Here is an 18,618-nt window from a genome sequence, read left to right on the forward strand (position 1 = left end):
ATGACCTCGAAACTCCTGCGCGGCCGCACGCTCTCCTTCCTGCGCTGGCCCGAAGCAATCGACGACCATTCCGCCTGGCGCTACGAGGAGGATGGCGGGCTGCTGATCGACGACGGCAAGATCATTGCCGCCGGTCCGTATGCCGAGATCGCCGAGCGCGCCGGCGCCGGCGTCGAGACGATCGATCATCGCCCGCATCTCATCCTGCCGGGCTTCATTGATGCGCATGTGCATGTTCCGCAGATGCAGATCATCGCGTCCTACGGCGCCGAGCTGCTCGACTGGCTGAACAAATACACCTTTCCGGAGGAGTCGAAATTCGCGAACGCGCAGCATGGCCGCCGCATCGCCAGGCTCTTCCTCGACGAGATGCTGCGCCAGGGCACGACGACGGTCGTCGCCTATTGCTCGGTGCACAAATCGTCGGCCGAAGCCTTCTTCGCCGAATCGCACGACCGCAATATGCTCAACATCGCCGGCAAGGTGATGATGGACCGCAATGCGCCGGAGGGCGTGCTGGACACACCGCAGACCGGCTATGACGACAGCAAGGCGCTGATTGCCGAATGGCACGGCAAGGGCCGCCAGCTCTATGCCATCACCCCGCGCTTCGCCATCACCTCCTCGCCCGAGCAGATGGAGATGGCCGGCGCGCTCTGCCGTGAGCATCCCGATCTGCACATGCAGACGCATCTGTCGGAAAACCACGCCGAGATCGCCTTCACCCAGGAGCTCTACCCCTGGTCGCGCGACTACACTGACGTCTATGAGCATTACGGCCTGCTGGGCAAAAAGAGCCTTTTCGGCCACTGCATCCATCTATCCGAGCGCGAAGCCGATGCGCTGTCGCAATCGGGTTCGATTGCGGTGTTCTGCCCGACCTCCAATCTCTTCCTTGGCTCCGGCCTGTTCGACTACCAGCGCTACCGCCGCCGCGAAAAGCCGCTCAGCATCGCTGCCGCCAGCGATGTCGGCGGCGGCACCAACTATTCGATGCTGCGGACCATGGATGAGGGCTACAAAGTCATCGCGCTGAATGGCGAGAAGCTCAACCCCTTCCAGTCCTTCTGGCAGCTGACACGCGGCAATGCCGAGGCGCTGGCTGTCGCCGAAAAAATCGGCACGCTGGAAGAAGGCACGGATGCCGACATCGTCGTGCTCGACGCCAACGCCACGCCGGCGATGCGGCTGAGGATGGAGACGGTGGAGACCCTGGCGGAGGAGCTCTTCCTGCTGCAGACGCTGGGCGACGACCGCGCCGTGAGCGAGGTCTATGTGGCGGGTCGGCCGGCCAAGAGCGCGATTGTCGCATAGATTAAACGTGCTCGTCGCTTGACCCCGCGTCAGCCATCGGCCAAAGCGTGCGTCGACATTGACAGGGGAAACGCCATGGCTGCCGCCGACGACATCGCTCTGATCAAGAAACAAGAAGCCACGCTGGTCTTTCCGGCCTTCGACGAGGCCGTGGCCTTCCAGATAGGCGCGGCGATCAGGGAGCGGGCGCTCAACGAAAACCTGCCGATTATCGTCGATATTAGGACCTTCGACCGTCCCCTATTCTATGCCGCTATGCCGGGCTCCAACGCCTCCAACCCCGACTGGGCGCGGCGCAAGATCAATGTCGTCAAGCGCTATCTCAGAAGCACCTATCGCATGGTGCTGGAGCAGCAGCGACCCGACCGCACCTTCAAGGTCGGCGAAGCGCTCGACATTGCCGACTATGTGCTGGCCGGCGGCGGCTTTCCCGTCGCGGTGAAGGGCGCAGGCGTGATCGGCGTCATCGCCGTCTCCGGTCTGCCCGAACGAGAAGACCACGGTGTCGTTGTGGATGCGCTCTGCGCCCATCTCGGAGTCGATGCGAGCAAGCTCAAGTTGCCGCCGGAAGAGCAATGACCGATCCAAAAACTTTCCTTACGTCGATCTTCAACGCCGCCGTCGCCGCTGCCGATCCGGAAAAGACGATCCGCAATCATTTGCCGGCAAAGCCGAAGGGCCGCACCATCGTTATCGGCGCCGGCAAGGGCTCGGCGCAGATGGCGGCGGCCTTCGAGAAGGTCTGGGATGGTCCGATCGATGGGCTGATCGTGACCCGCTACGGCTATGGCGCCAGATGCGAGCGCATCGAGATCATCGAGGCGGCGCACCCGGTGCCGGACGCCGCCGGCCTCGAAGCCTCGCGTCGGCTGTTGGAGAAGGTGCGGGGACTGAGCGCGGACGATCTGGTCGTGGCGCTGATTTCGGGCGGCGGCTCGGCGCTGCTGCCGTCGCCCGCTCCCGGCCTGACTCTTGCCGACGAGATCGCCGTCAACGAGGCGCTGCTCGCTTCCGGCGCGCCGATCGCGGCGATGAACACCATCCGCAAGCACGTCTCGACCATAAAGGGCGGGCGGCTGGCCGGCGCCGCTCATCCGGCCCGGGTCGTATCGCTGGTCATCTCCGACATTCCCGGCGACAACCCGGCGCTGGTGGCCTCGGGGCCGACCGTCCCCGACACCGGCAGCCGCGCGGATGCGCTGGCGTCCATCGCCGCCTACGGCATGTGCCTGCCGGATGCGGTCATGGCGCATGTTCAGTCTCCCGCAGCCGATGCGCCACCCTCCGACGATCCGCGCTTTGCCGGCAATGAAGTCCATCTCATCGCCTCGGCCGGCGTCTCGCTGGAAGCCGCGGCCGCCGCAGCGAAGCGGCAAGGCATCGAGGCCGTCATCCTGTCGGATTCGATCGAGGGCGAGGCGCGCGAGGTCGGCGGCGTGCATGCCGCGATAGCCCGCGAGGTGGCGACCCGTAACCGGCCTTTCGAGAAGCCGATGCTGATCCTGTCCGGCGGCGAGACGACGGTGACGCTGCGGGCAAAAGGCAAGGGCGGCCGCAATTCCGAATTCCTGCTTGCCTTCGCCATTGGCATCGATGGGGTCAGCGGCATCCATGCTTTGGCCGCGGACACCGACGGCATCGACGGCTCCGAGGACAATGCCGGCGCCTTCGCCGACGGCACGACCGTGGCGCGCATGCGTGCCGCAGGCGTCGATGCCAAGGCCATGCTTGCCGGCAACAATGCCTGGACCGCCTTCAACGCGGTCGGCGATCTGTTCGTGCCCGGTCCAACCGGGACCAACGTCAATGATCTAAGGGCGATACTCGTCCGGTAGCGCAATAAACGCTGAAGTCGTCATTCCAGGGCGAAGCAGGAGCGAAGCTCCGTCGCGGAGACCCTGGAATCCATTACGTGACCTCGGGCATGGAATGCAGCGGAGCAGAATTGTGCATCGTTGCGACGCCTGCAGGTAACGGAATGATCCTCGGGTCTGCGCGCGCGTCGCTCCGCTCCTTGCTTCGCCCGTGGATGACGAGGCGACGGGCATCTCGCCCAATTCTCCCCAGTCGCACGACTCGTACAACAGCATCCGTCCGCGCAAGGTCCCGTTCAGGCGCGCAGATCGGTCAAGCAGCCATCAGCTGCTTCACCTTCCTCATATCGGTGAGAAACCGCTCCTTCTCGGCCTCCTTGTCCTCGTGCTCGCGGATGCGCAGGATGAAGGAGGGATGGATGGTGACAAAGACCCGCAAGCCGTCCTCGCGCTGGATCACGTCGCCGCGCATCCTGGTGATCGGCACCGCCTTGCCGAGCAGCGACTGCGCCGCTGTCGCGCCGAGCGCCACCGCAAGATTTGGCTTGATGAGGTCGAGTTCCTTGTCGAGCCACCAGCGGCAGGCACGAATTTCGCCGGCATTGGGCTTTGAATGTATCCGCCTCTTGCCGCGCGGCTCGAACTTGAAATGCTTCACCGCATTGGTCACATACACTTTGCGGCGGTCGATCTCGGCCTGGTCCAAAATGCTGTCGAACACCTTGCCCGCGGGCCCGACGAACGGCTTGCCGGCAAGGTCCTCTTGGTCGCCGGGCTGCTCTCCGACAAACACCACGTCGGCATTCTCCGGTCCCTCGCCGAACACGGTTTGCGTGGCATCGCGCCAGAGCGGGCAACGCCGGCAACCGCTCGCCTCTTCGCGTAATGCCGGAATATCCGTACTTTCGGGCTCCACCACATCCGCCGGCTCCGGCGAAGGCCAGTTTTTTGCCTTCACTTTGGCGTGGTGCGGCGCTGGGGAGGTTGGCATCCGGGCGATCATGGCTGTCGCGGCTCTGTCCGCTCCTGCTATCAGGTCTGGAATGAGCGAGGCCTCGGGAAGGTTCCGCCAATATTTCTTCGGCATCTCCTTCTGCATCGCCTTCACCTTGAGGCGGGCCGGGTTGAAGATATTCTCGAAATAGGTCCGCCACAGCGTCTCGGCGTCGTCTTCCGCCGGCGCGTCGCGCTTGTCGGCGCCTGGGCCGATCGCCAGCCGCTCGCCGTCCCACTCGGCCGAGGCGTGCGGCGTGAGAATCGTCCAGCGCATGCCGGCGAAGCGGCGCACAAAGAAATCGGCATTGCGCTCGACGATGAAATGATCGGGCTCGAACCAGGCGACATAACGTTCCTCCGCGCCGTCGCCGATCTTCCGGAAGCGCACGAAGGCGCGCATCTTGTGGATGTCGCGCCGAACCGCCTTTTCCATGGACTCGAGCCTGCGGATATCCGGGTCGGAAGCGATCGACAGCAGCTTCGGGTCGACGCGCAACCGCCAGAGCAACCGATAGAGGAAGTTGAAACGCTCGGGGTCCGAATGGCAGATGACCGTCTCTGCACGTTCGATGAACTCGCGCGGGACGACAAGCCGCGCATCCTGTCGGCAAGCCGGCAAATCGTTGCCGCGATCATCATCGTCGTGGCCAACCTGCCAAGCCACCTCTTCCGGCGGAATATCAATCGTGGCCAGCCGGCGCGCCGCATCGCGCCAACCGGCGAAATCGGTCTCGCTCTCGAGACGGGCGAGATGAGATGCGAGGCTGAGCTGGGTCCGTGCCATGGTCAAAACAGCGAAAGCTGCTCGCAAGATCGGGTGATGATCTGGCGCAAGCCCGACTTGTCGGTGAGCGCGCCTGGTGACCAGCCTTCCGCAGTGATGAAGGGGCGTACCTTGGCGACCGATTGGCAGAGCCGTCCGACATCTTCGAGACGCAGCCGGCGATGGCGGCGCGTCTGCAGAATCCTGTCGACCACCTTGGTGCCCAACCCCGGCACACGCAGCAGCGCCTCCCGATCGGCGCGATTGACGTCGACCGGGAACCGGCCGCGGTTGCGCAGCGCCCAGGCAAGTTTGGGATCGATGGCAAGGTCGAGCATGCCGTCATTGCTGCCGGCCAGGATTTCAGGCTGCGAGAAGCCGTAGAAGCGCATCAGCCAGTCCGCCTGGTAAAGCCGGTGCTCGCGCATCAAGGGCGGCTTCTGCAACGGCAGCGCCGCAGACGAATCCGGGATCGGACTGAAGGCGGAATAATAGACGCGGCGCAGATGATAGCTGCCATAAAGCCGGGCGCTGGCGCGCAGGATGCCGTCGTCGGACGTTTTGTCGGCGCCGACAATCATCTGCGTCGACTGGCCGCCCGGCGCAAAGCGCTCGCGTTTGCGGCTCTGCAACGTTGGTTCGGCCTTCTCTTCGATCTTGCAGCGCAGCTTGGCCATGGAAAGCCGGATCGTTTCCGGCTTCTTTTCCGGGGCCAGCTTCTTCACCCCTTCGTCGGTCGGCAGCTCGACATTGATCGACAGGCGATCGGCATAACGGCCTGCTTTTTCGATCAGTTCGGCTGACGCTTCGGGAATGGTCTTGAGGTGAATATAGCCGCCGAATTTCTCCTCGATCCTGAGCCGTCGCGCCACCTCGACCATCTCGCCCATCGTCTCGTCCGGCGAGCGGATGACGCCGGAGGACAGGAACAGACCCTCGACGTAGTTGCGGCGATAAAAATCCATGGTGAGCCGCACCACCTCGTCGACGCTGAAGCGGGTTCGCCGCACATTCGAGGAGGACCGGTTGATGCAATAGCTGCAGTCGTAAATGCAGAAATTGGTGAGCAGGATCTTCAGCAGCGAAATGCAGCGCCCGTCCGGCGCATAGGAATGGCAGATGCCCGAGCCCTCGGTCGAACCGATGCCGCCTGTTTTCAGCGAATCGCGTTTCGCCGAACCGGACGATGCGCAGGAGGCGTCGTATTTGGCGGCGTCGGACAGGATCGCCAGTTTCTCGCGGACGGAAATCACAGCCATGCGTTCATGATATGTTCCAGAAAGTCGCCTGGCTATAACTTTTGAGTGTCGCGGCGAAACGTGATCACTCCGTCTGCGAGGCCAAGTCCTCAGACCTCGTGGAGGTAGAGGTGGTAGTCGAGTTCGCTGACGGTGCGTGCGACGCGCAGATATTCCGCCTGCTTGATCGCCACGAAGGTCCGGTGCAGGTCGGGACCGAGCGCCGATTTCAGGAATTCGGAGCCACGTGCCGCCTCGATCGCGGCGCGCCAATCGGTCGGCATGGTGGAGGCTTCCGTTGTCTGCTCGTAACCGTTGCCGGTCGTTTCCGGTCCGGGGTCAAGGGCCTCGTCGAGGCCCTTGACGATGCCCGCCAGCACCGTCGCCGCCACAAGATAAGGGTTGGCGTCGACGCCGGACGGCCGGTGCTCGATACGCCGGTTCATCGCATCGCCCGCCGGCACGCGCAACGCCACGGAGCGGTTGTTGACGCCCCAGGTCGGCGCCACCGGCGCATAGGATTGCGCCACGAAACGCCGCCATGAATTGGCATGCGGCGCAAACACCAGCATCGATTCCGCCATGGTGTGGATCAGGCCGCCAAGCGCGTTGAGCAGGCTTGGCGACCATTTCTCGCCGGCAGCTTCGGTGAAGACGTTGCGGCCGGCATCGTCCTGCAGCGAGACGTGGAAATGCATGCCCGAACCGGCATAGGCCTCGATCGGCTTGGCCATGAAGCAGGCGGTGACGCCGTGCCGGCGCGCCTGCGCCCTCACCAGCCGCTTCAGCATGACCAGGTCGTCGGCCGCCCGCATCACGTCCTTGCGGTAGTTGAGCGTCAGCTCGTACTGTCCGGGCGCATATTCGGAAATCACCGTCTCGGCCGGAATGCCTTGCGCCCTGGCGGCGGCGTAGATGTCGGAAAACAGCGGCTCCATGCCGTGCAGGTGGTCGACTGAATAGACTTCCGTTTTGCCCGAGCGGCGCCCGTCGAGCACCGCGCGCGCCGCCTGCACCTTGCCGTCGGCATCGCGCTCATTGGCAAGCAGAAAAAATTCCAGTTCGAAGGCGCCGGCCGGATGCAGGCCGCGCGCCGCCAGGATCCCGACTTGCCTTGCCAGCACCAGCCGCGGATCGGAGGTCATCGGCTGGCCGTCGAGACGATACATCGCCATCAGCACCTGGCCGCGCGGCGGCTTGGTGCCGTGCAGCGGCACCAGCGTGCCTGGAACCGGCCATGCCCTGAGGTCGCCGTCGCCGGTGTCCCAGATCAGCCCGGTCTCGTGAACATCCTCACCGGTGATGTCGAGGCCGAGGATCGAGATCGGCATATGCCTTCCGCCCTCGAAAATGCTCATCAGCTCGTGCCGGCGCACGATCTTGCCGCGGCCGATGCCGTTGGCGTCGGTGAGCACGATGTCGAAGGCCTCGATGTCGGGATGGGCGGCGAGAAACGCTTTCGCCTCGGCCGGCGTCGAGCCCGAAGGGGAGGTCGCAACTGTGCTCGGATTGTCCATAGCCGCTTGTCTCATGCCGTAAGCCTGGCGGCAACCGCGGCGAAAGCCGCGATCAGGCGGCTTACCTGCGCCGCGGTCGTCGCCGGCGAGATCAGCATCATATTGTGGAACGGCGCGATCAGCACGCCGCGATTGACCAGCGCGACATGGACGGCGGCTTCGAGTTCCGGCGCATGTGCCTTCTCCGCCTCGCCGCCGTTCTTGAGCGGCCCGGGCGCGCAGATGAACTCGACGCGGGCGCCGACGCGCGCGACATGCCAAGGCAGCTTGTTTCGCTCGATGACGGCGGAGAGCCCCGCGTCGAGGCGGCGCGCCAGCCGGTCCATATGCGCATAGGCTTCCTCGGTCATTACCTCTTCGAGCGTCGCCCGCATCGCCGCGAATTGCAGCGGGTTGGCCGACAGCGTGGTGCCCATGCCGGAATAGCCGGGCTCCTTGCTGCGATTGTAAGCGCCGTAGCGCGTCGCGATCTCCTCGCTCATGCCCCAGATGCTGGCCGGCACGCCTCCGGCCACCGGCTTGCCGAGCACAAACAGGTCCGGCTCCAGCCCGTGCCGTCGCGTGTAACCGCCGGGCCCGGTTGAAATGGTGTGCGTCTCGTCGATCAAAAGCAGCGTGCCGGCGGCCCGGGTGAGGCGCCGCAGCGCGTCGTGGAAGTCGGGTTCCGGCAGCACCATGCAGGAATTGGTCAGCACCGGTTCGGTGATCACGCAGGCGATATCGCGGTCGCCAAGTGCCGCTTCCAATGCTGCAATATCGTTGAATTCGATAACCTTGGTTGCCCGTGTGAGATCGCGGAACTCGCCTGCCAGCCCAGGCCGGTTGACCGGCTTGCCGTCGATCAGTCGCACCATCGTCTCGTCGACCGAGCCGTGATAGCAGCCGTTGAAGACCAGGATCTTTTCGCGCCCCGTCACCGCGCGGGCGACCCGCAAGGCGAAGCGGTTGGCATCGGTGGCGGTGGTGGCGATCTGCCAGTACGGCAGGCGGAAGCGCTGCTGCAAGAGCGGACCGATCGCCAGCGCATCCTCGCTGGGCAGCATATAGGTCAAGCCGCGTGCTGCTTGCCGGCGGATGGCGCGGGCGACCGCTGGCGGCGAATGGCCGAGCATCGAGCCGGTGTCGCCCAGGCAGAAATCGTCGAGCTTGTTGCCGTCGACATCGGTAATCGTGGCACCCTTGGCGCTGTCGACCAGGATCGCAAATGGCGTCGGCCAGTCGGTCATCCAATGCATCGGCACGCCGCCGAGGAAGCCGGCCATGCCGTTGCCAACCTTGGCCTCGGACTTCGGCCGCGCCTTGCGGAAGGCGGCTGCCTCGGCCTCGCGCAGCTCGGCTATGCGGGCGGCGGCGATGCCGCCGATGGAAGTCCGGTCGATTGAATGCATGAAGCCCCTCTTTCTCGCGCGGCACTCTGCCAACCGGTCGGCAAAACCGCAATTGGCCGCGCAGGGGGCGGGCGTTGGCTCAGACAGTAGGGATTAAGGGATTCAGGAAGTAGGGGAGTAGGGCATTGGGAAGACAGCGGAGGAAGGCTCTCCTTCCCTATTCCCTTGCCGCCCTATTCCCCTAATCCCTTACGCAGTAATGTCGATCACGCCGCAATCGCCGGCCGCGCTGCCGAAGACGATGCGGCGCTCTTCCTTGTCCCACATCATCGAGGTGATGGCGCCTTTGCCGGGACGACGCAGGAGCACTTCCTTGGCGTCGGCGAAGCGGGCCGCGATCACCATGCCGTCCTCATAGCCGATCGCGGTGACCTCCTGGCTGGGATGGCAGGCAACGCAGGTCACCATGGTGTTGCCGCGCGTGCCGAGCTCCAGCGGCGCCTTGCCCATCGGCCCGTCCTTGCTGGCGAAAGGCCACACGATCGCCGCCGGCGCGCCGGAGCTCGCCAGCCATTTGCCCTTCGCGCTCCAGGACAGGCTTTTGACCTTGCCCGGATAGCCGCTCATGCGCATGTGCTTGCCGTCCGCCAGCTTCCAGCCATGCAACGCGTTTTCCTGCATGGTGGTAATCAGGAAAGCGCTGTCCGGCGAAAAGCTGATCCCGGTATGGGCGCCGGCCCATTCCAGATCGACCGGCTTGCCCTCCGCCGCCGGGAAATGCAGCGTCGCGCCATTGTAGCGGGCAACGCCGAAGCGCATGCCCTTGGGCGAGAAGGCGAGCCCTTCCACCGAGCGCGGATGCGCGAATTCCTTGATCTTGCCGTCGGCGAAACGGACGAACGCCGTCTTGCCAGAGGCATAGGCGATTGCGCCCTGAGGGCCCGCCGCAACGCTGGTGATCCACTTTCTGCCGGCACTGGCAAGTTCGCTCGCCTCGCCGCCGGCCTTGACCGCAAACACCTTGCCGTCTTCGCCGCCGGTAACTAGCCGGTCGTTCGCCGCATCGTGGAAGGCGGCGAGCAGCCCGTCATTCGCCTGTACGGTCTTGTGCCCATTGTCGAGCCGATGGATCGCGCCGTCGGCCAAAGCGAAATGCGGCACGTCGCCGAGGAAGACGGCGGCGACGCAATGGCCTTCGAGATCAAGCGGGGCGACTGTCGGCATGGGGATGATCCATTCGATTTCCGCCCATCCCTTAAGGGGTTGAGCTACGGGTCTCAACCCGCTTCGGGTCGCAAACGAGGAATGGCGCCAGCGTTGCGGCTCTCCCTTCTCCCCCTGTGGGAGAAGGTGGCCGAGCGAAGCTCGGTCGGATGAGGGGTGTTCCAGCTTGGCAAAGACGGCGATCCGTCCAATACCCCTCATCCGTCTCGGCGCTGCGCGCCGATCCACCTTCTCCCACAAGGGGAGAAGGTCAGGGCGGCCAAATTAAGCCGCCTGGCAAGCTTCAAAACTCTTCCTGAGGCGCTCGGCGTCGAGATCGCGGCCGATGAAGACCAGCCGGCTTTCATGCTTCTCGCCGTCCTTCCAGGCGCGCTGGTGGTCGCCTTCGAGGATCATGTGCACGCCTTGCAGCACATAGCGGTCCTCGTCGCCCTTCAGCGCGATGATGCCCTTAAGCCTGAGGATGTTCGGCCCTTCCATCTGGGTCACCTTCTCGATCCATGGGAAGAACTTCTTCGGATCCATCTCGCCGCCGCGCAGCGAGACCGACTTCACCGTGACATCGTGGATGGCGGAAGGATGGTCGTGATGATGGTGATCGTGCCCGTCGTGATGATGGTGGTGGTCGTGATCGCAATCCGGACCGCATTCATGGTCGTGATCGTGGTCGTGCGCCTCGAGGAAATGCGGATCGTTCTCCAGCGCGCGTGACAGGTCGAAGGCGCCGCGGTCGAGCACTTCGCCGAGCGCCACACCGGCGCGCTGGGTGCGATGGATCCTGGCCGCCGGGTTGATGGCGCGGATCGTCGCCTCGACCTTTTCGAGCTCTTCGGGAGTGACGAGATCGGTCTTGTTCAGCACCACCACATCGGCGAAGGCGATCTGGTCCTCGGCCTCCTTCGAGTCCTTCAGGCGCAGCGGCAGGTGCTTGGCGTCAACCAGCGCCACCACCGCGTCGAGCTTGGTTTTGGAGCGCACATCGTCGTCCATGAAGAAGGTCTGCGCCACCGGCACCGGGTCGGCCAGGCCAGTGGTCTCGACCACGATGGCATCGAAACGGCCGGGCCGCCGCATCAGGCCCTCGACGACGCGGATCAGGTCGCCGCGCACCGTGCAGCACACGCAGCCATTGTTCATCTCATAGATTTCCTCGTCGGATTCGACGATCAGATCGTTGTCGATGCCGATCTCGCCGAACTCGTTGACGATGACCGCGTAACGCTTGCCGTGGTTCTCCGACAGGATGCGGTTGAGCAGCGTCGTCTTGCCCGCGCCGAGATAGCCGGTGAGAACGGTTACGGGGATCTGCGTCTGTGCATCGCTCATGGCCTGCCTCGAAAAATCTGTGCTCGAAGGATTTGTCGGCCCTCATATAGGATGTGAGCCGCGCTTTTGCACGCGCCAAACCGATGGGCCAGCCGGTCCCGATCGGGGCAGCCGCAGTGGGTTAAAGTAACAGGGCAGCCGCACGGCATCAGAGCCCCTCCGGGATGTTCCGCTGTGAATGCCGGCGGGCCAAAAGTCGTTTGTCATCTAACTGAAATAAACATCTGGCATCACCTGCGCGGGCAACGCAATGCTTGCCGGCAAAGTGTTTGCAGGCCGGACTCGTTAAATCGTCATTTGCCAGCCGCCGGACAGCCTCTATGCTGCCCGCGCCGGTTCGGCCGAAGAGGGAATGACCATGGCCAAGGCGGACAGAACGGCGACTATGAGCCGGCTGCATTCGGCAGCGCGGCTGGCGCGCACGGCGCTTGCTGCGCGCCTTCTGGCACATGGCTTCTACGCTGGCCAGGACCAGATCATGCTGGCGCTCGACCGCGAAGACGGCCAGACACCCGGCAATCTCGCCGACAAGCTCGGCGTACGTCCGCCGACGATCACAAAAACCATCAACAGGCTGCAGGCGCAGGGTTTTCTCGAAAAGCGCGCCTCCAACGCCGATGCCCGCCAGGCCCATATTTTCCTCACCGGCTCCGGCCGCGAAACCATCCGCGCCATCGAGAAATCGGTCAAGAAGACCGAGAAGCAGGCGCTGAGGGGTCTCGACAAGAAAGACCAGAAGGCGCTGTTCAAGCTGCTCGCCCGCATCGAGGCCAACCTGTCGAACGAGGACCTGATCCTCATCGACGACGACGCCGAGCTGGATGATTAACGAGCGACGCGCAGCGTCGTCTCGAGGACGCGTGAGCGCGATGCGCAGCATCGTCGCTTAGCCGCTGGGCGTTGGTGACCCACGAGCGGCGCGCAGCGTCGTCTCGAGCGACGCGTGAGCGCGATGCGCAGCATCGTCGCTTAGCCGCCGGCGTTGGTGACCCACGAGCGACGCGCAGCGTCGTCTCGAGCGACCCAAGCGCGATGCACAGCATCGTCGCCTCAGGCACCACCAAGCATCGGCTTGGCTGAAAGGGCGACGACGCTAAGCGTCGCGCACCAGCGTCGCCCAGCGTCCCGGCGTCAGCCCGAACGCCTTCTTGAAATGCCGGTTGAAATGGCTCTGGTCGCTGAAGCCGGCCGCAACAGCGGCTTCGGCAAGCGGCTCTCCCGCTTCGATCATGCGCCGCGCCCGCTGCAGCCGACGCATCAACAGGAAGCGATGCGGGCTTGTCGAATAGGTCGCGCGGAAATGGCGCGACAGCGCATAACGGTCGAGACCGGTAACGGCCTCCAGCTCGTCGGAACGCACCGGCCGTTCAGCGTTTTCTTCGAGATAGTCGCGGGCCAGCGCGGCAGCCCGCCACGCGATCTTTCCCGCTGATTTTGCCGGCTGTCCGGCATGGCGTTTCAATTGCTGCGCCAGCTGCGCGATGAAATCCGCCAAGAACAGGTCGTCGAGCTCCTCGGTGAGCGGTGTTAGCGCCGACAGCAGCGTGCCGCGCAACTGAGGGTCGCTCACCACAGCATCCTTAACGAAAGGGAGCGGCGAACCGTGAAGGCAGTCGAGCAGCAGCGACGGCTCGAGATAGAGAATCCTGTATCGTAGGCCGTGCTCGGTGCCGGCGCCGCCGTCATGCAGTTCGTCGGGATGCAGCACGATTGCCTGGCCCGGCAGACTGTGCCGAAGCGCGCCGCGATAGTGGAAGCGCTGCACGCCGTCGAGTGTCACGCCGATGGCGTAGGTGTCGTGGCGGTGCAATTCGAAGGCATTGCCGTGGAAACGCGCCTCGATGCGCTCGAGGCCCGTGGCGCCGGGCGCCGAAACGATCCGGTCGTCCTCAGCGCACGAACGTTCAAGACCTCCCAGCGCCTCATTGCCTAGATCGTGCGCCATGGTCCCTCATCCACATCCGGGAGAAACATTTTGGTGTTCGATACGAAATTTGCAATCGTCCTCAAGGAAGATCTCGCCGTCTGGCAGAAGCTCAACGTTACCGCTTTCCTGACCAGCGGCATCGTCGCGCAATCTCCTCAAATCATCGGCGAGCCCTATCGCGACCGCGCCGGCAATCTCTTCAATCCGCTCTCGGTCCAGCCCGTGATCGTGCTGTCGGCGGACGAGCCGACGCTTGCCGCGATCCACCGCCGGGCCCTGGAGCGCGGCGTGACGACATCGGCCTATGTCGAGGGGATGTTCTCCACCGGCCATGACCTGGCCAACCGCGCCGTCTTCGCCGAATTCGCGCCGGACGACGCCAAGATCGTCGGCATCGCGCTGCGCGCCGAAAAGAAGCTGGTCGACAAGATTACCAAGGGCGCCCGCATGCATGCTTGACCCTCGGGGAGGATGCTCTTGGTGGCTGATTGACCATTCGTCCGGACGACGTCGCGCACGTTCGAGATTGGCCGCGACCTCCCTGCTTCGTCAGCCTGGGGTCTGCGCGCGTCGCGTCGCTCCTTGCTCCGCCCGGGATGACGAACCAGGAACGTTCTGCTGATCGCCAAGGCACTGCGCTCTAAGCCTGTCGACACGTCTTGTTGGGCCAGTCGCTTTTGGCTTGCCGGCCGGCGGCGATTGCCGCAAAAGGGTGGCGTCTACCTCTCCTCCGGCCCGATTTTGAGCGTTCCCAAAAATCACGACGACAGCGCGACGCCGCCCGCGGCGATGCTGTTGATGCTCTGCGTCTATGTCTGCTTCACCTTTCTCGACACCTCAAGCAAATATCTGGTGCTCGCCGGCGTCTCGGCGCTGATCGTCGCCTGGGCCCGCTTCATCGTGCATGTCCTGCTTGTCGGGGTTTTCCTTCGCGGCTGGCGCGAGCCGTCGCGCTTCCGCGCCAATAACCTGCCGGCGCACATTCTGCGCGGATGTCTGCTTTTCGGCTCGACCATGTTCAACATCCTGGCGCTCAGGACGCTGCAGCTCGCCGAGACCACCTCGATCTATTTCTTCGGCCCGATGGTGATCACCGCATTGGCCGGCCCGCTGCTCGGCGAGTGGGCGGGCTGGCGGCGCTGGCTGGCGATCCTCACCGGCTTCGTCGGCGTCCTCATCATCACCCGGCCCGGCGTCGGCGTGTTCGGCATGGGCCATCTCTTCGCGCTGGGCTCGATGCTGTCGAATTCTTTTTACGTCATCATGACCCGGCGCATGTCGTCGACGGAGACATCCGAGAGCCTGATCCTGTTCTCGGCGCTGGCGCCGGCGGTGCTGCTCCTGCCCATGCTGCCCTTGTCATTGTCCCTGCCGCAGGACGGCTGGCACTGGGTGATCCTTTTGATGCTCGGCGTCTTCGGCGCCGGCGGCCATTGGCTCCTGGTCCAGGCCTATCGCCTGGCGACGACGACGGCGCTCGCGCCTTACCCCTATTCGCAGATGGTTTGGATGATCATCTCCGGCTGGCTGATCTTCCACCAGTTTCCCGACCGCTGGACCCTGCTCGGGGCGGCCATCATCGTCGTCAGCGGCCTGTACATCATCCACCGCGAGCATAGGCTTCGCCTGCGCAATTCCGCTTCCTTGGACACGGAAGCCGAGAGCTTGGCAAAAAAACTTTGATTTGCTCTCAATCGATGGCATAAGCCCCATTTAAACAGTTTAAAGGCCTCGGGGACCAAGGCTGGCACAGAAGATCAAGCTTTCGACGATCGCGGATGCGCTTGGCGTATCCACGGCAACGGTGTCGCTGGCGCTGCGCGACAGCCCGCTGGTCGCCGGCTCGACGCGCGAGCGCATCAAGGAGCACGCGCGCGCCATCGGCTATATCTACAACCGACGGGCCGCGTCGCTCCGCACCTCGCGCTCCGGCATTGTCGGCGTCGTCGTGCACGACATCATGAACCCGTTCTTCGCCGAGATTCTGCGCTCGATAGAAAGCGAGCTCGACCGCAGCCGCCAGACCTTCATCCTGTCCAACCATTATGACCAGCTGGAAAAGCAGCGCACCTTCATCGACACGCTGCTGCAGCTCGGCGCCGACGGCGTCATCATGTCGCCGGCCATAGGCACGCCGGCCGAGGACATCATCATGGCCGAGGAAAACGGCCTCCCGGCGGTGCTGATCGCGCGCACCGTCACCGGCGCCGACGTGCCGGTCTTCCGCGGCGACGATGCCTATGGCACCGCACTCGCGACCAACCATCTCATCTCGCTCGGCCACAAACGCATCGCCATGATCGGCGGCACGGACCAGACCTCGACCGGCCGCGACCGCTACCAGGGCTATGTCAACGCCATGGAAGCGGCCGGGCTGGAGGTGAAGCCGTCCTGGCGCATTCCTGGACCGCGCACCAAGCAGGCCGGTTTCGAGGCTGCAGGACAGTTCTTGGCGCTGAAGGACAAGCCGACCGCCGCCTGCTGCTGGAATGATCTGGTTGCGATCGGACTGATGAACGGCATCGCGCGCGCCGGTCTGGTGCCGGGCGTCGATATCTCCGTCACTGGTTACGACGACCTGGAGGAGGCTGCGATAGCAACGCCGGCCTTGACCACGGTCTGGAATGGCCAGCGCGAGGTCGGCCGCCGCGCCGCCAGCGCGCTGCTCGACAAGCTGAACGGGCAGGCCGTGCGGCCGTCGCAGGAATTGATCAAGCCGGAGCTGCACGTACGCCAGTCCACCGGCAAGCCGGTGGAGCGTCAATGACACAGACAGAAGCGAAGTCGCCGGTCGCCATCCTGGTGCCGGGCCGTTTCAACGACCATGCCATCGGCCGGATCGACAAGGCGTTCAAGCGCGTGCGGATCGAGCGCGCCGATCCGTCGCTCGTCACCGGCGAGATGCGCGAGAGCGTGCGCGGCATCGCCTCCTTCGGCGGCATCAGCGCGGCCATGATCGACGCGCTGCCCAATCTCGAGATCATCGCCAATTTCGGCGTCGGCTACGACTCTGTCGACGCTCGTCACGCGGCCGCCCGCGGCGTCATGGTCACCAACACGCCCGACGTGCTGACCGAGGAGGTTGCCGACACCACCATCGGGCTGTTGATCAACACGGTGCGCGAAATGTACGCTGCGGAGAAATGGCTGCGCGACGGCGACTGGGTGAAGAAGGGTGACTATCGCCTGAGCCGGCTCACCTTGCGCGGCCGCCGCGTCGGCATCTTCGGCATGGGCCGCATCGGCCTCGCCGTCGCCCGTCGCCTCGAGGCTTTCGGCCTGCCGATCGCCTATCACAACCGCCGCCAGGTCGATGGCCTGTCCTACGAGTACCATGCGACGCTTAAGGGTCTGGCCGAAGCGGTCGACACGCTGATTTGTATCGCGCCGGGCGGGGCCGCGACGGAGAAAGCCATCAACGCGGCGGTCCTGGCGGCGCTCGGTCCCGACGGCGTCTTCGTCAATATCGGCCGCGGCAGCACGGTTGATGAGGCGGCTCTGGCTGCAGCACTCTCCAATGGCACCATCGCTGCCGCCGGGCTCGATGTCTTTGCCGACGAACCGAATGTGCCCAAAGCGCTGCTCGATGCGCCCAACACCTCCCTTCTGCCGCATGTCGGATCTGCGTCCGACCACACCCGCCGGGCCATGGCGGATCTGTGCGTCGACAATCTCATCTCCTGGTTCGGCGAGCACCGGCCGCTGACCCCGGTGCCGGAGACGATCAACGTCAAGCCACGCGCCTGAGCGGAAGGCCTGCCACGTTTATTAACGCCTGCTTAACCATCATTCTGCATACTTCGTTATGCATGTTGTCCAAATCGGCGCGTGGTTTGGAGAACAGCATGGCACGGCAAGCCAGGATGTGGAGAGGCGGAGTGAAGCTGTTAGCCGGGTTGGTTGCGTCAGTCGCCTTATACGGGGGCGTTCAGTCCCTGCACGACGGCAACGGCCAAAGCGCGGTCGAGCAAGCCGGCCTCTCCAACAGCTATCGGCTGACAGCCAATGGCGACGAAGCGGCCTGCGCAATCAAGCGCGGCGCCGAGGTCTCGGACGGCCTGTCGCTGCTGACAATTGCTCCGAACTGCAGCAAGCTGATGCCTGGCATCGAGCGTGTGAAATTCTGGCGCGAGCAGGCCGACGGCTCGGTCGCGTTCAGCGAGAACGGCATCGATCCGATCGTCACCTTCGGTGTTGCTGATGGCGACGGCTACGAATCCTATGCGCCGGCCGCCCCGCTTTTGGCGCTGAACGCGACGACCAGCGACTGAGTTCGGCTATTCCGCCGCCGCGCGTGCACCGGCCTTCGCCGCCGCATGCAGGCGCACGGCATCGCCGAAGGCGCGGAAGATCTTTGCCGAGTTGCTGTCCGACTTCACCCAATATTCGGGGTGCCACTGGACGCCGACGGCGAAGGCGCGGGCCTCCTTGACCGAGACGGCCTCGATCGTGCCGTCGGTCGCCAAAGCCTCGACCTGCAGTTTCGATCCGAGCCGGTCGATCGCTTGGCGATGCAGCGAGTTGACCTTGATGTCGCCGGCGCCGAACACGCCGGCGAGGCAGGTTCCAGGCTTGATCGAAATCGTCTGGTGGATGCCGAAGCGCTCGTCCTGATTGTCGCTCACCGGCGCGCGGTGATCGAGCGAGCCTTCGCGCTCCTGGATCTCGGTGCCGAGCGTCCCGCCCAGCGCCACGTTGAGCTCCTGGATGCCGCGGCAGATGGCGAGCAGCGGCACGCCGCGCTCGATCGCCTTGCGGATCAGCGGCAGCGTGGTGGAGTCGCGCGCCGGGTCGTAGGGGCCGTTGGCCTCGCTGGGATCGCCGCCATAGAGCGAGGGATGCACATTGGATTTCGAACCCGTCACCATGACGCCGTCGACCGAGGACAGCAGCTCGTCGAAATCGAGCCGGTCGCCGAAGGACGGCACCAGGAGCGGGAACACGCCGGCGCCGGCGATCGCCGCCTCGATATATTGCTGGGGCGCGGCATGCCATGTGTAGTTGTCGAACTGGCGGACATCGGTTGAGACGGCAACGAGCGGCTGCTGCATTTTGGATCCGGGTTCCATCGAGGGCTAACGAATTATTCTGCCTACAAAATAGGCGATCAGTCGGCACTTTGCCATGGCAAGTTTCGGTTCTCCGAATGGGCCAGGAGGGTCGGCGTTAGA

Annotated in this window: 17 protein-coding genes; 9 read left to right on the forward strand and 8 right to left on the reverse strand. The window is 64.4% G+C overall.

Going from position 1 to position 18,618, the window contains the following annotated elements; genetic code table 11:
• From guaD to P9230_RS22705, 3 genes are all read left to right on the forward strand, one after another.
• Positions 1-1,314: a guanine deaminase gene (gene guaD, locus P9230_RS22695; RefSeq protein ID WP_278120825.1), complete on the forward strand. Its 1,314-nt coding sequence runs from the start codon at positions 1-3 to the stop codon at positions 1,312-1,314.
• A gap of 75 nt (positions 1,315-1,389) precedes the next feature.
• Complete coding sequence (locus tag P9230_RS22700; protein ID WP_067324128.1) at positions 1,390-1,893, forward strand: heme-degrading domain-containing protein; 504 nt, start codon at positions 1,390-1,392, stop codon at positions 1,891-1,893.
• The gene (locus tag P9230_RS22705; RefSeq protein WP_278054881.1) at positions 1,890-3,149 is read left to right on the forward strand and encodes a glycerate kinase; all 1,260 of its coding nucleotides are present in this window, start codon (positions 1,890-1,892) and stop codon (positions 3,147-3,149) included. Before P9230_RS22700 ends, P9230_RS22705 begins: the two co-directional genes overlap by 4 nt.
• A 292-nt stretch (positions 3,150-3,441) precedes the next feature.
• Here P9230_RS22705 and P9230_RS22710 read toward each other — a convergent pair whose 3' ends face one another.
• The 6 genes from P9230_RS22710 to P9230_RS22735 form a co-directional block, all read right to left on the reverse strand.
• Positions 3,442-4,908 (reverse strand): UdgX family uracil-DNA binding protein, encoded by a 1,467-nt coding sequence (locus P9230_RS22710; protein WP_278120826.1) that lies wholly within the window; start codon positions 4,906-4,908, stop codon positions 3,442-3,444.
• 2 nt (positions 4,909-4,910) lie between these two features.
• Positions 4,911-6,146 (reverse strand): putative DNA modification/repair radical SAM protein, encoded by a 1,236-nt coding sequence (locus P9230_RS22715; protein WP_278120827.1) that lies wholly within the window; start codon positions 6,144-6,146, stop codon positions 4,911-4,913.
• A gap of 89 nt (positions 6,147-6,235) precedes the next feature.
• Complete coding sequence (locus tag P9230_RS22720) at positions 6,236-7,642, reverse strand: glutamine synthetase family protein (RefSeq protein WP_127243263.1); 1,407 nt, start codon at positions 7,640-7,642, stop codon at positions 6,236-6,238.
• Positions 7,643-7,653: 11 nt separating this feature from the next.
• The gene (locus tag P9230_RS22725; RefSeq protein ID WP_127240331.1) at positions 7,654-9,030 is read right to left on the reverse strand and encodes an aspartate aminotransferase family protein; all 1,377 of its coding nucleotides are present in this window, start codon (positions 9,028-9,030) and stop codon (positions 7,654-7,656) included.
• A 189-nt stretch (positions 9,031-9,219) separates the two neighbouring features.
• A complete protein-coding gene (locus P9230_RS22730; protein ID WP_278120828.1) occupies positions 9,220-10,194 on the reverse strand; it encodes a WD40 repeat domain-containing protein in 975 nt (324 codons plus the stop codon).
• 264 nt (positions 10,195-10,458) lie between these two features.
• Complete coding sequence (locus tag P9230_RS22735) at positions 10,459-11,520, reverse strand: GTP-binding protein (RefSeq protein WP_278052414.1); 1,062 nt, start codon at positions 11,518-11,520, stop codon at positions 10,459-10,461.
• 358 nt (positions 11,521-11,878) lie between these two features.
• Here P9230_RS22735 and P9230_RS22740 point away from each other — a divergent pair, with 358 nt between their 5' ends.
• Positions 11,879-12,349 (forward strand): MarR family transcriptional regulator, encoded by a 471-nt coding sequence (locus P9230_RS22740; protein WP_067003705.1) that lies wholly within the window; start codon positions 11,879-11,881, stop codon positions 12,347-12,349.
• A 264-nt stretch (positions 12,350-12,613) separates the two neighbouring features.
• Here the strand turns inward: P9230_RS22740 and P9230_RS22745 are convergent, their stop codons facing one another.
• A complete protein-coding gene (locus tag P9230_RS22745; RefSeq protein ID WP_095799165.1) occupies positions 12,614-13,465 on the reverse strand; it encodes an AraC family transcriptional regulator in 852 nt (283 codons plus the stop codon).
• Positions 13,466-13,498: 33 nt separating this feature from the next.
• Here P9230_RS22745 and P9230_RS22750 point away from each other — a divergent pair, with 33 nt between their 5' ends.
• From P9230_RS22750 to P9230_RS22770, 5 genes are all read left to right on the forward strand, one after another.
• Positions 13,499-13,906 carry a DUF2000 family protein gene (locus P9230_RS22750; RefSeq protein ID WP_095799166.1) on the forward strand — a complete coding sequence of 136 codons (408 nt, stop codon included), beginning with the start codon at positions 13,499-13,501 and terminating at the stop codon, positions 13,904-13,906.
• A 339-nt stretch (positions 13,907-14,245) separates the two neighbouring features.
• Complete coding sequence (locus P9230_RS22755; RefSeq protein WP_164747264.1) at positions 14,246-15,130, forward strand: DMT family transporter; 885 nt, start codon at positions 14,246-14,248, stop codon at positions 15,128-15,130.
• Positions 15,131-15,191: 61 nt separating this feature from the next.
• Complete coding sequence (locus P9230_RS22760) at positions 15,192-16,214, forward strand: LacI family DNA-binding transcriptional regulator (RefSeq protein WP_067324144.1); 1,023 nt, start codon at positions 15,192-15,194, stop codon at positions 16,212-16,214.
• Positions 16,211-17,194 carry a 2-hydroxyacid dehydrogenase gene (locus tag P9230_RS22765; protein WP_095799167.1) on the forward strand — a complete coding sequence of 328 codons (984 nt, stop codon included), beginning with the start codon at positions 16,211-16,213 and terminating at the stop codon, positions 17,192-17,194. Before P9230_RS22760 ends, P9230_RS22765 begins: the two co-directional genes overlap by 4 nt.
• 131 nt (positions 17,195-17,325) lie before the next feature.
• Positions 17,326-17,718: a hypothetical protein gene (locus tag P9230_RS22770; RefSeq protein ID WP_164747262.1), complete on the forward strand. Its 393-nt coding sequence runs from the start codon at positions 17,326-17,328 to the stop codon at positions 17,716-17,718.
• Between the two features lie 6 nt (positions 17,719-17,724).
• On the opposite strand, the gene P9230_RS22775 is transcribed toward P9230_RS22770, so the two are convergent.
• The gene (locus P9230_RS22775) at positions 17,725-18,498 is read right to left on the reverse strand and encodes a gamma-glutamyl-gamma-aminobutyrate hydrolase family protein (RefSeq protein WP_067324150.1); all 774 of its coding nucleotides are present in this window, start codon (positions 18,496-18,498) and stop codon (positions 17,725-17,727) included.
• Between the last annotated feature and the right edge of the window lie 120 nt (positions 18,499-18,618).

This window comes from Mesorhizobium sp. WSM4887 (assembly GCF_029625865.1).
Classification (GTDB): Bacteria; Pseudomonadota; Alphaproteobacteria; order Rhizobiales; family Rhizobiaceae; genus Mesorhizobium.